The organism is Paenibacillus sp. J22R160 (assembly GCF_059692135.1).
In genome coordinates, this window is record NZ_JCAUAU010000004.1 from 538,903 (window position 1) to 555,022 (window position 16,120).

Genomic DNA, 16,120 nt, shown 5'->3' on the forward strand with positions numbered 1-16,120 from the left:
TAATGAACTACCCTTCTATTGTAAGGCAGTCACTAAATTTTTCAAATTTTTGTCCATAATCGAAATATAATCCTCGCCTGCTTTAGCTTGTTCTTCCGTTAATCCTTCAAGCGGATTCAAAACCATTGTTTCTACCTTAGCATCCTTGGCTAGCGTCTTTGCCAGCTTGTCGGATACAAGCTCTTCAAAGAATATATATTTCAAGTTATGCACTTTGATGTATTCATTCATATTCTTAAGATCCTGAGCGGTTGGCTCAGCGTCAGGCGATAGTCCCATGATGGATAATTGCGTCAAGCCATAATCTCTGCATAAATAAGCAAATGCCTGATGAGAAACGGCAATTTCCTTTTTCGAAGTTTGCCCGAGCTCTTTTTTATACCGAGCATCTAGATCAGTTAATTTCGCAGCATAGTTCGCATAATTTTGCTCGAATGCATCTTTATGGGCCGGATCTGCACTAATGAGTGCCGTTTTAATATTATTAGCCATTTTCACAGCATTTAACGGGCTAAGCCATGCATGTGGGTCGAATTCCTCTTTATTTTGCGAAGTTTTTATTAAAGCTGCCCCATTACTTGCCTCTACTACTTTTAAAGTAGAGTCTGGTGATAGACTTCCCAGAAAATCTTTCACCCATCCCTCAAATCCCGCGCCTTGATACACGAAAACCTGTGCTTGCGTCATATTCTTGATGTCTCTGCTCTTCGGAGACCAATCATGGGGCTCAACGCCAGCAGGAACCAAGTTAATTGCATTCACATATTCTCCGCCAATTGCTCTAGTAAACTCAAATAAGGGATAAAAACTCGTAACAACATTGACTTTTCCTTCAACAAGCTTAGCTTTTGAACTTGCAGCACTACCGCATCCGGCTAATATAACAGTCAAAATGACCATAACGGTTATGGAAAGAAACCATTTCGAACGTAACATTATAATCACTCCACTCGCGTTCTAAATCGTAATATTTTTTATTAACGAATTGATTATACGAGTCCCCCTACTTGAAGTCAATACATCTAGGAGGCGAAATAAAAAAGACCAGCTGTGAATTGTCACAGCATGGCCTTAATTCAATTACCGCTTCCTTGGTCTTCTTTCTTCTTTGAGCTGTCAGAATCGCCTTTAGAGGAACTCTCATCTTCCTTTTCGGCCCCCTCTTCTGACTTGGAATCCGATTTTTTGTCGCTTTCCTCTTTCAATTTCTTAAATCGCTCTTCCGATTGCTTAAAAAGCTTATTCTCTTGTTTTACCTTATATTGAATAATCTCGTTGTACATCTGATATTGTTTTTTTAACTCTTGATTAATAATGCTATCATCTTCTTTTTTCGTGCTCGACGACTTAGATTTAGACTCTTTCTTTGCTTTCTCATCTTCTTTCTTTTTATCCGAACCTCCGCCGAAAATAGAACAAGACGTTAAAACAAGAACCATCACCGAAATACAGATCAACTTCAACAAATATCTCGCTCTCATCTATATCACTCCGTGGTTAGTTTCCTTTAGAGTACCCCACTCATAGGAACCCTCATACGATAAAAAAACACCCTCGCCCTATGAAAAAATAGGGAAAGGGTGTCGCTCTTGATTATTTCACTATCGCGCCGTTAGGCATAGAATCTGGAACCGTGGCAAGTGTCAGCTGGTCCCCGTGCGAAGCCGCAAGAATCATACCTTGAGACAGCTCACCGCGCAGCTTGGCTGGCTTGAGATTAGTGACGCAAATGACCTTGCGTCCAGCCAGTTCCTCGGGCGTATAAAACTTTGCGATGCCCGAAACAACCTGTCGCTGCTCGTATCCTAAATCGAGCTGCAGCTTTAGAAGCTTATCGGCACCTTTCACAGGCTCCGCCGATACTACCTGGGCTACGCGCAGCTCCACCCTAGCGAAATCGTCAATCGCGATTTCCTCCTTAGGCTCTGGCGCGGGCACTGTTGGAGCAGCAGCCGCAGGTGCTGCTTCTATTACTTCATTGTTGGCGTTTGCCGCTCCGCCACCCATAGCCTCGACGATGTACGCAACCTCAGCCGGTGCGTCCAATCTTGGGAACATCGGATCTCCCTTTTGGACGGTAGTACCCGATGGGAGATGCCCAAAGGACTGCACGCTTTCCCATGCGGTTAAGCGCGGCAGATCTTCGGCAGCTAAGCCCAGCTGCTGCCAAATCAGTTTCGGCGTCTTCGTCATGAACGGACGGAGCAGTACGGACGAAATGCGCTGGGATTCAGCCAGCACATACATGACGGAGCCAAGTGTTTCGCGCTTGGCTTCTTCCTTCACCATCGACCACGGCTGAGTCTCGTCGATGTATTTGTTCGTGCGGCTAATCAGCTGCCACACGGCGGAAAGCGCAATGGAAAACTCCATTTTTTCCATTGCTTCTTCATACTTCGCTACCGCCCCATGAACAGTCTCCAAGAGACTGTCGTCGAATTCGGTAGCCCCCGGCACATATGCGGGAATCGTGCCAGCAAAATACTTATCGATCATTACGATCGTACGGTTAAGCAGATTCCCCAGATCATTGGCGAGATCATGATTGACTCGCTCCACAAAGCTTTCCGGCGTGAACGTTCCGTCAGCCCCGAAAGGCACTTCGCGCATCAAATAATAACGAAGCGCGTCCAAACCATACCGATCGATCAACGTCACGGGGTCAACAACATTGCCTTTGGACTTCGACATTTTGCCATCTTTCATCAGCAGCCAGCCATGAGCAAATACTTTCTTAGGCAGCGGAAGATCAAGCGCCATCAACATAATCGGCCAATAGATCGTATGGAATCGGACAATTTCCTTACTCATCAAGTGAACATCGGCAGGCCAATACTTTTCAAAATTACTCGCATCATCCGAACCATAACCAAGTGCAGTAATATAGTTGGAAAGAGCATCAATCCATACATAAATTACATGCTTAGGATCCCCAGGGACTTTAATCCCCCAATCAAACGTCGTTCGAGAAACAGCCAAATCTTCAAGTCCTGGCTTAATAAAATTATTAAGCATCTCATTCTTACGAGATTCTGGCTGAATAAAATCCGGATTTTCTTCATAGTACTGCACCAAACGGTCAGCATACTTGCTCATGCGGAAGAAATAAGTTTGTTCCTTCATTTTCTCAACAGGACGTCCGCAGTCGGGACATTTCCCATCAACGAGCTTGCTCTCTGGGAAAAATGACTCATCCGGTATACAATACCAACCTTCGTATTCCCCTAAATAAATGTCACCTTGATCAAGCAGTCTTTGAAAAATCTTTCCAACCGCATCCTTATGACGAGTTTCCGTCGTACGGATGAAATCATCATACGAAATATCAAGTTTGCTCCATAGATCCTTAATTCCAGCAACAATACCATCTACAAACTCCTGTGGTGTTGTTCCTTTCTCTTGCGCTTTTCGTTCAATTTTTTGACCATGTTCGTCTGTCCCCGTTAAATACCTTACGTCAAAGCCGCGAAGTCTTTTGTAGCGCGCCATAGCGTCGCCTGCCACCGTTGAGTAGGCATGACCGATGTGCAGCTTATCGCTTGGATAATAGATGGGCGTCGTGATGTAAAACGTTTTCGAATTCGTTGGCATCCAAAATTCCTCCTAGCTAAAAGTAGAAAACACAAAAAACCCTCATCCATCTTGGGACGAGAGCTGAACTCACGCGGTACCACCCAGTTTCCCCCGCCTTTCACAAGCTCGGGGCTCAGTAAGTCTATAACGACTTGCCCATTAACGCTGGGTCACGAAGCCAGCTTACTCCCAGTCATCGTATTATCACTTCTAATACGCAGTCTGAGCCGCTCGAAGGCCTATTCTCCAGGACCATCTTCCAAACTTACTCCTATACCGGCTTTCACCTTACCCGGCTCTCTGTTCATAGGCCTCCGTCTGTACTTATCCGTTCATCGAATCCATATATAACATCATAAGGCAAATATATCGAAAAAAAGAGTCACATGTCAAGCTGACTGATCGTTATGAATTAATTTTTCCGGCCGCGGTGGTACGTGATCTACTCCACCTGGATGAAATGGATGGCATTTACAAATCCGCTTCATAGATAACCATGACCCTTTTAAAGGACCATGAACTTCAATAGCTTCTAATGCATACTGCGAACATGTGGGATAAAAACGGCAGGTCGGCGGCTTTAGCGGCGAAATGAATTTCCGATAGAAATGAATAGGAGCTTGCAGCGTCCTTTTCATATATGTCTCTCACCCTCCCCCTAAGTTAAATGAACATGACACTCTATCATCATGCCTGAAAAACAGAATGGGGTCAAATCGTAGATTATTTTTATTCAGGAATTTGAAAACACTTAAAAAATGTAGGATAAAAATAATTGGATACCGCCATTTGAACCACTTGATAAAACTTACACAATCATGTCTGCCATTGAACTGATCTTTGATATGACCATTTAATGTAGAATTACTGTAACGCTTATTATAGATCGTTAATTTAGTTTCTAGTCTCTCTAATTTAGATTCAAGATACGCATGTAGATCCCGAGTTGAAGAATTAATTGGAGTTTGCGCACATTGTTGAGGGTCTCCTGTGGGTGGAAATTTATCAGGTTTTTGTGATTCGAGGGCAGAAACTTCAAGTTTGTTTAGTAATTTAGTTCTATTCTGAGAATACTCATAGGCAAACTGAATTTTCTTCAACAATAATTGTGCGCTTCTATAATTAATCTCAAGAAGATGAGATAGTTTGCTCGTCGTACACTCTACTCCCTCTTTAACTAAAAATTGTATGGCTTGAAACCATAATAGTAATGGCAGCTTCGACTTGTGCATGATTGTCCCAGCAGTTAAAGAAACTTGCATCCTACACTCTTTACATTCGAGCAATTTACGAGTTCGAATCTTGAAAGCCTCATTATGATCGCAACGCGGACAACAAAACCCGTATGCCCATCGCATCTTCAATAAAAAATCCTCACATTCTTCTTCCGAACGAAATTCGTACGAGCTCAAATCCATAAAATGCTGCTCCATATGCTCACCTCGCAATCGAACGTTTGTTTCTATCCTTATTCTACCAAACATACGTTCTAATTGGAAGTTTTTTATTGTGATTCCCTATAGTCCTAGAATGATATGTCGGCAAACTATTTATTCTGTGGTATATGCAAAAGCAATAAAATTATAGTTAATAGGTTCTCAAATCCATTGCCATGAGTAGGTTACATCAAAGCGCGAAAATACTTTTTGTAGATACGACAGATTTTGCTAATCCAAGTTGTACTGAGCCGCCAGTGAGTACCGGGGTGCTGCAGACGATAGGATTAATGCAAAAAAGATGCCGTTGAACAAGTAGCGTTCGTTGGGCATCGTTTATGGAGAAGGATTTTCAATTTATCTGAATGAAACAAGATCTAGGATAATTCCAGCTGTTTCTTCGATTGCTTTGTTGGTGACGTTGATGACCGGGCAGTCGAGCTGCTTCATGATGGACTGGGCATAATCGAGTTCTTCTTGGATGCGGCGGTAGGTGGCGTATTGTGAACCATCCGGGAGGCCGACGGCTTTGAGACGTTCGAGACGAATTTGTAAGATTTGGTTGGCGTCCATGGTGAGGCCGATGATGCGTTTGCTAGGGATTTTGAAAAGCTCAGGTGGTAGCTTTATTTCTGGGATGATAGGAAGGTTAGCAGATTTAATTCCTTTGTGTGCTAGATAAATACTTAGTGGTGTCTTGGATGTGCGTGAGACACCGATTAGGACAACTTCGGCTTGAAGCATGCCGCGGTTATCTTTGCCATCGTCGTATTTGACAGCAAATTCGATCGCATCTACTCTTCTGAAATAATCGGCGTCCATTTCGTGCAGTAAGCCTGGTTTGCGCTTCGGTAAGTGTCCATACGTTTCTGAAAATGCTTCCAACATCGGCCCCATTATATCGACCGTTCGCACACCTAGACGATGCGCTTCATTTTTCATGGTTTCACGAAGCTCAGGTTGCACGAATGTATAGGCGACAAAGCCCCCGGCTGCAGCTGCTTCCTGCAGCATTTGAACGATTTCACTTTGTTGGCTGATATGACCGTAACGTTTAATTCTCATCTGTTCGGAATTAAATTGACGAACGGTGGCTCTGGCAACGGCATCGGCGGTTTCTCCAATTGAATCTGAGCAAATAAACAGCTGCTGTTGTTCGGTCACTCTGCACCTCCCCTTAGAACCTACTATACGTGAAATTATACCAAAAATGCAAAAAAACCTCTATCCTTTAAAGCGACAGAGGTTTTTCGTTAGACTGCTATTGTTTTTTAAGAATTCTAACTGCTTTTGCTGGAAGTGTGATGGTGTTTTCTATTTGTTGATTGGTTATGATGTTTATTGTTTTGAGAGTGCCCAAATCAACAGTCGCCTCACGTTCATTGTGATTCATAAGGAATATATAGGTGTCCGTATTTCGAGTTCTGGCGGATAGCTCCACACCTGGAACAGGTGCTACCGGAGCAATAATACCTTTGTCTTGGCACAAATTGCGAATGAGTCCTAGTAAGAATGAAGGTTCCGGACTAGAAGCAACATACCAAGCTTGCCCTGATCCATATGTGTTCACGGTAAGCGCTGGCATACCTGAATAAAAGTCACTGCCATAAACGGCTTTGACGTCTGCGCCTTCTGAATGGATTAGGTCACAAAGGACGCCACATTGATAGTCGCCTTTCAGTTCTCCCCACTGCTCACTCATGACGATTTGGTTGGACTGGTCAGGGAACAAGGCATCGATTTCTTCAGCCCAAACTCCGAGTACTTTACGTAATTCTCCAGGATAACCGCCTAAGGTAACGATATCATTCTCATTGACGATGCCGCTGAAGAATGTGGTGAGGAATGTTCCACCTGCATGTACAAAGTCTTCGACCCGCTTTGCGTAGCCTTTTTTAACCATATAGAGAACTGGTGCGATGACGATGTCATAGCTAGATAGATCGGTTTCAACACCTATCATATCTACTTGGATATTTTGCTGGAAAAGCGCGTCATAGTACTTGTGGACTTCATTCACATATTTGAGTGCAACAGTTGGCCCACTGGAAAGTTCGACTGCCCAACGATTTTCCCAATCAAATACGATGGCGACTTTCGCTTCGACTCTAGCATCTAGCAGTTTATCTGAAAGTATCTGCAATTCAGCCCCCAGTTCCGCGCACTCTTGAAATACTCGCGTGTTCTCATGACCAACATGCTCGATGACGGCTCCGTGGTATTTTTCACACGCCCCGACAGATCTGCGAAGCTGAAAGAACATGACTGTGTCCGCACCGCGGGCCACGGCCTGATAGCTCCAAAGTTTCATAACACCTGGACGCTTGAGTGAGTTATAGGGCTGCCAATTCTGCTGGCTCGGCGTCTGTTCCATCAGCATGAAGGGTTGTCCTTGTTTTAACCCCCTCATAAGATCATGAGTCATAGCCGTTAAGCTGATCGGCGTGTCCAAAGAAGGGTAGTTATCCCAAGAGATTACATCTAAGTATTTGGCCCATTTGAAGTAATCTATTTCTTTGTATAATCCCATTAAATTTGTTGTGATTGGAAGATCAGGCGTATGCTTTTTGATAGCGTAGTATTCAAGCTTATAGCACTCTAGCATGCTATCTGACATGTATCTGCGGTAGTCTAGAGAAATGCCTTGGAAGTTGGTGTTATCCACGCCCCATTCTTCAGACAAAGCATTTGGAGAAACAATTTCTTCCCACTCATAAAAGGTGTGGCCCCAGAAGCTTGTATTCCAGACTTTATTTAATGTTTCAAGTGTCGTATAGCGTTCTTGAAGCCAACCGCGGAATCCGTCCGCACATTGCTCGCAGTAACAATACCCGCCATATTCATTTGAAATGTGCCAAATTAAAATAGCAGGGTGGTCCTTATAACGTTCTGCCAGCTTCTCAGCAAGGAGCGAGGAGTATTTACGGTATGTAGGGCTGTTGGGACAGGAATTGTGTCTCCCGCCAAATTTTCTCTTCCTTCCCTCGAAATCAACACGAAGAACATCCGGATAGTTACGTGCCATCCAAGCAGGATGAGCCCCCGTGCTCGTAGCTAAGCAAGCATAAGTACCTTTCTCGTAAAGCTTGTTTATGATCTCATCTAACCATTCAAAGTCATAAGTGTCTTCATTCTTCTGCAATTTGGCCCACGAAAAAACATTAACGGTCGCTACATCAATTCCCGCAAGCTTAAACATGCGTAGATCTTCATCCATAATTTCTTTATCCCATTGCTCGGGATTGTAGTCTCCGCCGTACCAAATTTTGGGAAGTTTCTCATTGATCATGCTGCCACCTCATCATATTGGATAAAAATATAAGAATAAATCCATTGTATTGGATTATTTTTCATCTTAAAATATAATATTTTTACACACCTATATAATAAAATGGAACAGGTGAACCTACCCATGCACAAAAGATATGAATTAACTCCTTCAACTGCGCAACCGTTTCCAATCTTTATTGAGAGTATTGGTCATCATGAAGATCAAGAAAAGCTGGTAAGGCCCGAGGGCTTCCCCTGTTATCATTGGCTTCAAACCTATGCCGGTGAAGGGGAGTTCGTACTGGATGAAAAAAAATATGTATTGCCGGCAGGAACGGGTGTTTTAATGCTTCCGGGAGTTCCGCATTCGTATTATGCAGTTACGGACTTATGGTGCACGCAGTATGTCACCTTTGGCGGAGCTTGTATTGAAGCTATCCTAAGCACTTTAGATTTATTGAATTCTGCTGTTTACAAATGGGATTTGAATGGTCCGCTGCAAACGGTAATTGGTCAAATAATTAAAAGTATGGATGCCGGCTCCGAGTACTCTGGGTATGACGCCTCAGCTGATTTATATCATTTTTTCATCCAGCTTAAAAAGCATGGTCAGGTCAATAACCGCACCTCGATTCGCAATCAAATCGCCCATTTACAGCCTTTACTGATGTGGCTTGAAACACGTTATCATAAGCCCGATACAAGTCTTGAAGACATGGCAGAAGTCTTAGCCATAACTCCGCGTCATATGAACACGTTGTTTCAGCACGCTTTTGGACTCTCGCCTTACTCCTATCTAATTCGTATGAGGCTCCTAAAATCCAAAGAAATGCTGATTCACCAGCCTACGAAAACTGTCAAGGAAGTCGCTATGCACGCTGGGTTTCGTGATACGAGTCACTTTGTAGCCAGCTTTCGCAAGCACGTCGGACTAACACCGGAAAGGTTCAGACAGATGAATTAACTAACCTAATAAGATATAATAAAAATATAGTAACTATTTTTTCATCGAAGGAGTTTGAGTTATTTATGATCATAGAGATTTTTGAAGATATTGTGTGTCCTTGGTGCCGTATCGGCAAAAAGAATATGGAGGATGCGTTGGCCGATTTTACAGCGGAACCGGTTGAAATCCACTTTCGCGCGTTCCAATTAGATCCATCTACACCAATGGAAGGCTCTCCGTTCCGCGAGGTCATGCGCCAAAAGGTCCGCGCAGACGAGGATCGATTAAACGGCATGCTGCAGCAGGTCACTCAAGCAGGAGAAGCTTCCGGTTTGCATTTTGACTTCTCCAAGGTTGAGAAAATGCCGAATACGCTAAAAGCTCACCAGCTTATTGCTATTGCGCCTGAAGAGCTAAAAAAACCGCTCGTTGATGCGTTGTTCAAAGCTTATTTTGAAGATGGTAAAGACATTGGCAATTTGGAAGAGCTTCTGACCACAGCTGAACAGCTCGGTATGGATCGCGAGAAAACAGGTGCGCTCTTGAATGCGAAGGAGGGCTTGGAACAGGTTGAAGATGATTTCGAGTTTGCAAGGCAAGCTGGTGTCACCGGCGTTCCCTTCTTCGTGATTAACCGGAAATATGCACTTACTGGCGCGCAGCCCTCCGCAACATTCCTGCAAGCCTTACAGCAGATTAGTGCTGAGTAACAAAAAACCGACTCGCTTTTCTTTTAAGAAGAGCTGTCGGTTTTTTGTTTTTATTTGTGATTTAGGCTGCTGCTTCTGATGCTTCTGCTGATGCTTTTTTAGTGAATATTCGCAAGTAAAACAATCCACTTAGGATGACCACTGCCGCGAAAATGATGAGCAGATTACTGTACGGAACAGCTGCCAAAGAATTCAGAGCGGGATTCTCGTAAAACTCCATCATGCCGCCATCCAACAACTTGGCAACAAGAGCCGTGCCTACAGCACCTGAAATAAAGGTGATGAGGTTAAAGAGCCCCATCCCCACTCCGGTTTCACTCACTTTCAGCGTCAATGAGACACGGTTCGCCAGAGCCGTTTGCACGAAGGAGAAGCCTACATAAGTAGGAAGAAGTGCCGCTGAAATGAACCATGGTGAATGACCAACCATGAAAGCAATGGCCAAAAGGCTGATCACTAAAAGCCCAAGACCGATAAAGACAACAAAGTTATTCCCTTTTTTGTCCGCTAAATTTCCGCCAATCGTACCAAAAATAACGGCACATATGGCACCTGGGAACAGAATAAGCCCAATTGTGCTCGTGCTTAGATCATTCACTTTGGCTAACATGAGAGGAATGACAAACATAATCCCCATGACTGTGCAAAATACGAGGAACCCAACAATCAAACCGCCCCGAAGCAGTCTATTTCGGAATAACGATGGTTCAATAAAAGGATCATTGGCATTACGTATGTGAAAAATAAACCAAATGAACAGAGCTAAGCTCGCGGCCAAATAGTACCAATGAGGAAAAGATAAGTAGACGATAATACCAGCAACGAAAAATGCAACAAGTGCCGCACCTAAAATGTCTACACTGCCTTCTTTACGCTTTTCCTCAGGTAAAATCTGATTAAAAAATGGGATTGAAATCAGCGTGAACAAAGGAATGATGAACAAGTACGTCCAGTGGAGTGATGAGGAAACAAATCCGCCAACTACCGGCCCTACCGCGATGGCAAAGGAAACGGTGGAAGTTAAAAGCCCAAAAACTTTTCCTCGATCTGAAGGAGAAAAGTAACGCGCAACAACGACCATAACGAGCGCTGGAATGGCTGAAGCCCCTGCACCTTGCACGGCACGGGCAAAAATGACAGCCGGATACCAAGTCTGAAGCGCAAAGCCAAGCGCAGATCCAACACTATAAATGAGGACTCCGGCAACAATTAGCTTTTTCAGGGAAAAAATATCGGATAACCGTCCATAAATAACAGACCCAATCCCAAAAAAGATGATAAACGTGGTGAGCACCCAGCTAACTCCTGTCGGTGTAATCCCGTATTGCTTAGCGATCGCGGGTGTTGAAACGTTGAAAACTGTTTCGTTCAATACAGCAAAAAAGATAAGAAAAATAATCCATGGAACAGCCTTTTTGGCATCTATAACCTTCTCTTGTTCCACCTCTGTTGCAGAAGCAACGTGTTGCATGGTTTCACCTCCACTTTTCTCTAGTCATCTGTAATTTTTTTCATTACAATTAACTGTAATGATAATTGTTATAGTTTAATCTGTCAAGGGATATCTTCCCTCTTTCATCAAGATATAAGATAATGAACGAATGGATTTGCATAAATCGAACAGGAGTTACTTCAATGACCACTTTACTTCAATGGCTCAAACATCTGCCATCCCGTACTATGATTGTGATTTTGCCTTTTTTCCTGATGGTGATGGTGGAATATTTAGATCGCGGCTCGTACGAAGAACTCCATAAATGGGCGATGAACCACCCTCTTTCCATGGTTCTTGCCTACTTTGTTGTGGGAACTTTGTACCTCTTCCTGATTGCCCTTACTGGCAAAATCCGTTTGTCCTTCTGGTTGCTTTGCGCTGCACTTTTACCGCTTGGAGCAATTAGCGGCAGTAAATTAAAGGCAATAGGAGCTCCTTATTACCCGTGGGATCTTTATTTTAACAATCAAATTATCGCCTATATGTCATTTTTGAAAGGTTATCTCAATCTTCGAATACTCGGATTTGTCGTGCTCTTTCTCGTATTGCTCGCTTTGTTATTTCATCTGTCGCTGCGCCGCCATCGTATCCAGTTTACATGGATCGAACGCAGTATTTATGCCGTAATAGCCATCGTGATGGCGACGAGCCTTTATATGGACAAGCCTATTCCATTCATGAAACTTTACGGAATATACACGGTCCCCTGGGATCAAACAATAACCTATGATGAGAATGGATACCATTTTTCTTCTGTACAGATGTTAGGTTTTCTAAATGTAGCCAAGCCTGACGGTTACAGCAAAAAAGCGGTAAATGCCATTTTAGCTAAAATTCCGGAGAAGCCAGCAGCAAGTGATAAAAAACCAAATATCATTGTCGTGCTTGGTGAATCATTCTGGGATCCAACACTTATGAAAAACGTTACGTTTAGCCGTGATCCGATCCCTAACTTACACCAACTTCAAAAAACGTATACGAGCGGTTGGATGATGTCTCCTCAATTCGGAGGCAGTACAGCAAATGTAGAATTCGAAGTTCTGTCTGGCAATTCCATGCGGTTCTTCGGGAAATCTCCTGATAAAATACTGCCTTATATCCAATATATGAATCATGGTGTTGACTCATTAGCTAGTATCATGACTAGACAAGGGTACACTGCGACGTCTATCAACCCTTTCTTCAGCTATTTTTTTGACAGTCGAAAGGTGTATATGGATTTTGGATTCTCGCGTTTTATTTCCAGCGAATATTTCCCTAATGATTTTGAAGGGCCGAACTATGCGGATCGGGCTGTCGTGAAGAAGATTATTGAGGAAACTGAAAAAAGCGCGGGACCTGATTTTATTTTTGCAAATACGATGGAAAATCATCATCCTTACAAACCAGGAAAGTTCATCAAAAATACAATTGAAGTGACGGGGGATATTTCCTCAGAATCTAAGGGGATTTTGGAAACGTATGCTCAGGGGATATCTGGAACTGACAAAGCGCTTCAGTCATTGGTGGAGTATTACTCCAAAAAATCCGAGCCAACAATTCTGCTATTTTTCGGCGACCACTTTCCTTTCTTTGAAGAGGATTACAAAGTGTACCGCGATGCGAGGTATGTGCTTCCAAACGATCCTGATTTATATACAAAAACGCACTATACGCCATTCTTGATATGGAACAATTTCCTTCCTGCGGATCAAGAACAGTTGAATCTTAAGATGAGTCCTTCGTTCCTTGGTCCTAAGCTCCTTCATATGGCCGGCGTTAAAGGCAGTTACTACACCGATTACCTGTATGATCTATCGCAGAAGATTCCGGTGATACCGCCAAATGAGATGTGGGGCAAATATAACATTAAAGCAAGCGATCTTAGCGACTATATGAAACTGCAGTATGATAATTTATTTGGAGGTCGCTATGGATACGAGGCCAAAGGCTTCAAAGACACGATCGTTCAGCCAGATTATGTATTAGGCTATGGAAATCCGGTCATTACGAAATTAAATCGCAACGGTAATAAACTTCAGGTCGTGGGCAAGCCTTTTTATTCGTCCTGCAATGTATACATTGATGACAAGTTGTTTAATTCTAATTTTGACGGGGAAGATACCTTATTTGTAGATTTGTCGGATAAAGAGAACCCGATCCTCGAAAACGATAAGCCACATCAAGTCGAAGTGCGAGTCTACGATGATAAAAAGATGAAGATTGGTCAATCACCTCTATACCCGCTCCCGCAGTCATGACGTTAACCCTCTTGGAATAGGATGAACCATATCCTGCAGCCAAGGGGGTTTTAGGTTTGTCCAGTTATGTTCCGCCTGCTCATGTTCATTTTTTCAAGGTTATTTCATCCATGACCCTCGGTCATAATCATTTATTGCGTCTGTATACTTTCAATGTGAATGGCACTGCCTACGATGGCCATGTTCACCAATATCAAGGGATTACTGGCATCAGATACGGACATTACCATAACTACTTTGGTACGACCGGTCCTGCCATTGCGCTTCAAAACGGCTCTCATATCCATTTCTTAGAAGGTATTGTTGAACTTAACGCTTTTAACACATCAAGAGGCCATTCACTTGAAATCTCCGCTAAAAAAACAGGACTAATCAAAGAGTTGCATCAACATACCTATTCCGGGTATTCTACTGCTGGTTTAGGCTATGAGCCTTGGTGAAAAAAAGAGTCAAGATTGGAAGCTGCAGGGCCTCCTCTTGACTCTTTTATCCTATTATTATTCTAATGTCTTAATGTGAATGGACCACTCGAAAGTAAATGTCTCTCCTGCCGCTAACCCAAGCGCACCGGATATTTCGGGTGAAAAGGACTCGTTGAACACATTCATAATACTCGTGTAAGGCTCAAGAGACACGGCATTTGTCCAAGGCGCCGTGAACAGAACATGTATGGGAAACTTGTCTCCCATGTTGAACACGAGCTTCGTTCCGCGAGCTTCATACTGAATCTCGCAGGTTTGCGGACCTGGCTCGACGCTGAGCAGCTGTGAGCCGCCTGGATAGCTTGGCAGCTCCGTGACGAGCTCGCCTTGCTGCAGCGCCGCGGTCAGCGGCGAAGGCGCAGGCTCGCCCGCCGCATAGCCGTCAGCGCTTAGCGGCCACTCTGCCGCTGCGGGGATCACAACCTTCACGCGGCTCGCTTCGCCGTCCGCGTAAGCAAAGTACGGGTGAAAGCCAAGCGACAGCGGCATCGTATTGCCGCTCTTATTGGCGATTTCACCGCTGAGAGACAGCGTACCGTCCTTCAGGCGGTACGTGAAGCGAAAGCATGCGGCGTGCGGGAAATACGCCAGCATGTCCGGATGCTCCGCGAGATCGAACTCCGCGGAGACATAAGCCCCGCCAGCGCTATCCGCGCCGCTGGCAACGACCTTCCACGGCCGCTCGCGCAGCTCGCCGTGGGAGTGGTCGGGCTCCCGGTTCGCGGGGAGCCGGTATTCGCGGCCTTCGAAGGTGAAGGCCGCTTGCTTGACGCGCCCCGGCGGGAACAGAATGGGCACGCCGTAGCGCGAAGACTTGACGCGAAGCTCAGCGACGCTAGCTGGCTTCGCGATGTAAGCATGGTTCCGCACATCGAAGCGGAACAAGTGCAGTCCAACGGCCGGAATGACTTCGGCCGTTGCTTGGGCTTCGTGGTCGACGAGGCGAAGCGTCGACTCCCCGTCCCATTCACTATGGATAAGTTCATAACGTGACATTAGTAAATCCTCCTTTGTTTGTGCTTAAGTTAAGCTCGGTTTGTACATGCTTTTTCTTGCTATTTGCCCGTAATAGGTCATGACTAACAGTATGCCCACTACTAGAATTATCGTGGTGACCAAGCTCCCTTCTGCCCCAAAGCTGCCTCCAGAAAGAATCACGTTACCATGCGCTTCGGCTTTGAAAAATGAAGGCATAGGTGTGCCGGAGACTTGGAATCCGAAAATGCAGCCTTGAATGAAATTCCAGGACAAGTGCATGCCGACCGGCATCCACAAGCCTTTGGAAAGCTCACGGGACAACCCGAATAACAATCCCGCCAAAATCAAGTTCAAAAGCGGCATGGCGGTGCTCCACATTCCAGGATTGAACGAGTGCAGGAAGGCGAATACAAGCGTCGATACGGTTACCGCAACCTTGCTTCCAAACCGTTCTTTTACAAGTCCCTGCAGATAGCCGCGGGCGAATAATTCTTCATTAACAGCTACGCCAATGAATAGCAAGAACCCGCTTACTAATTCGAGCAGCATCGATTCGGTCCATGAATTGGACAGCATGCTAATGCCGCCCAGCAGCCAGATGCCTAAGCAGGAGAAAGTGATAAGGAGCGTCCCCGCTGCGAAGCCTTCGCCAAATCGTCTTCCAAAATGGTGAATTTGTATTCCCAGTGTCCATCCTTTGCGTCGTTCAAAGATCCCGTAAGACAGAAACACGCCGCTTACAAAACCAATAATCTGCGCCCACAATGCTGCCTTAATAAATAAGGGATCTCCTGCAACAGCGGCCATGCTTCTCTCCAGCTCCGGCTGCTTCAGAATCGCAATAACAGCTGCCACAATCGATAAAATAACCGTAATGACTACAATGAAAACAAGGGACAAGAGTACTTTGCCCAAAATGGTTAGAATGGATAAGGACACTCGCTTCTTCACATCAATGAGGCATCACTCCCTTCTCACCACTTATTCGAG

At 44.5% G+C, this 16,120-nt stretch carries 14 protein-coding genes; 4 read left to right on the forward strand and 10 right to left on the reverse strand.

The features are described from left to right. Positions 1–15: 15 nt before the first annotated feature. From AC58UW_RS13360 to AC58UW_RS13390, 7 genes are all read right to left on the reverse strand, one after another. On the reverse strand, positions 16–936 hold the full coding sequence (locus tag AC58UW_RS13360) for a metal ABC transporter solute-binding protein, Zn/Mn family (RefSeq protein WP_497421111.1): 921 nt from the start codon (positions 934–936) through the stop codon (positions 16–18). 140 nt (positions 937–1,076) lie between these two features. Continuing rightward, entirely contained in the window at positions 1,077–1,481 is a 405-nt protein-coding gene (locus AC58UW_RS13365; RefSeq protein WP_497421112.1) for a hypothetical protein, read from the reverse strand. A 112-nt stretch (positions 1,482–1,593) separates the two neighbouring features. Next, positions 1,594–3,591, reverse strand: a complete 1,998-nt coding sequence (gene metG / locus AC58UW_RS13370; RefSeq protein WP_497421113.1) for a methionine--tRNA ligase — start codon at positions 3,589–3,591, stop codon at positions 1,594–1,596. A gap of 371 nt (positions 3,592–3,962) precedes the next feature. Then, the gene (gene yidD, locus AC58UW_RS13375) at positions 3,963–4,211 is read right to left on the reverse strand and encodes a membrane protein insertion efficiency factor YidD (protein ID WP_497421114.1); all 249 of its coding nucleotides are present in this window, start codon (positions 4,209–4,211) and stop codon (positions 3,963–3,965) included. 9 nt (positions 4,212–4,220) lie between these two features. Then, the gene (locus AC58UW_RS13380) at positions 4,221–5,057 is read right to left on the reverse strand and encodes a transposase (protein WP_497421115.1); all 837 of its coding nucleotides are present in this window, start codon (positions 5,055–5,057) and stop codon (positions 4,221–4,223) included. Between the two features lie 309 nt (positions 5,058–5,366). Then, positions 5,367–6,173, reverse strand: a complete 807-nt coding sequence (locus AC58UW_RS13385; protein WP_497421116.1) for a pyruvate, water dikinase regulatory protein — start codon at positions 6,171–6,173, stop codon at positions 5,367–5,369. Positions 6,174–6,270: 97 nt separating this feature from the next. After that, positions 6,271–8,298, reverse strand: coding sequence for a beta-galactosidase (locus tag AC58UW_RS13390; RefSeq protein ID WP_497421117.1), 2,028 nt, complete (start codon positions 8,296–8,298; stop codon positions 6,271–6,273). 123 nt (positions 8,299–8,421) lie between these two features. Between AC58UW_RS13390 and AC58UW_RS13395 the strand changes: the two genes are divergently transcribed. Further along, positions 8,422–9,243, forward strand: a complete 822-nt coding sequence (locus AC58UW_RS13395) for an AraC family transcriptional regulator (RefSeq protein WP_497421118.1) — start codon at positions 8,422–8,424, stop codon at positions 9,241–9,243. 65 nt (positions 9,244–9,308) lie between these two features. Beyond that, entirely contained in the window at positions 9,309–9,935 is a 627-nt protein-coding gene (locus tag AC58UW_RS13400; RefSeq protein WP_497421119.1) for a DsbA family oxidoreductase, read from the forward strand. A gap of 61 nt (positions 9,936–9,996) precedes the next feature. Here AC58UW_RS13400 and AC58UW_RS13405 read toward each other — a convergent pair whose 3' ends face one another. Further along, complete coding sequence (locus AC58UW_RS13405) at positions 9,997–11,406, reverse strand: MFS transporter (RefSeq protein ID WP_497421120.1); 1,410 nt, start codon at positions 11,404–11,406, stop codon at positions 9,997–9,999. Positions 11,407–11,570: 164 nt separating this feature from the next. On the opposite strand from AC58UW_RS13405, the gene AC58UW_RS13410 reads away from it, so the two are divergent. Together AC58UW_RS13410 and AC58UW_RS13415 are read left to right on the forward strand one after the other, a co-directional pair. Next, the gene (locus tag AC58UW_RS13410; protein ID WP_497421121.1) at positions 11,571–13,670 is read left to right on the forward strand and encodes an LTA synthase family protein; all 2,100 of its coding nucleotides are present in this window, start codon (positions 11,571–11,573) and stop codon (positions 13,668–13,670) included. A gap of 56 nt (positions 13,671–13,726) precedes the next feature. After that, positions 13,727–14,110: a YmaF family protein gene (locus AC58UW_RS13415; protein WP_497421122.1), complete on the forward strand. Its 384-nt coding sequence runs from the start codon at positions 13,727–13,729 to the stop codon at positions 14,108–14,110. Positions 14,111–14,167: 57 nt separating this feature from the next. Here the strand turns inward: AC58UW_RS13415 and AC58UW_RS13420 are convergent, their stop codons facing one another. Together AC58UW_RS13420 and AC58UW_RS13425 are read right to left on the reverse strand one after the other, a co-directional pair. Then, the gene (locus tag AC58UW_RS13420; RefSeq protein ID WP_497421123.1) at positions 14,168–15,148 is read right to left on the reverse strand and encodes an aldose 1-epimerase; all 981 of its coding nucleotides are present in this window, start codon (positions 15,146–15,148) and stop codon (positions 14,168–14,170) included. A gap of 24 nt (positions 15,149–15,172) precedes the next feature. Next, the gene (locus tag AC58UW_RS13425; RefSeq protein ID WP_497421124.1) at positions 15,173–16,081 is read right to left on the reverse strand and encodes a CPBP family intramembrane glutamic endopeptidase; all 909 of its coding nucleotides are present in this window, start codon (positions 16,079–16,081) and stop codon (positions 15,173–15,175) included. Positions 16,082–16,120: the final 39 nt, after the last annotated feature.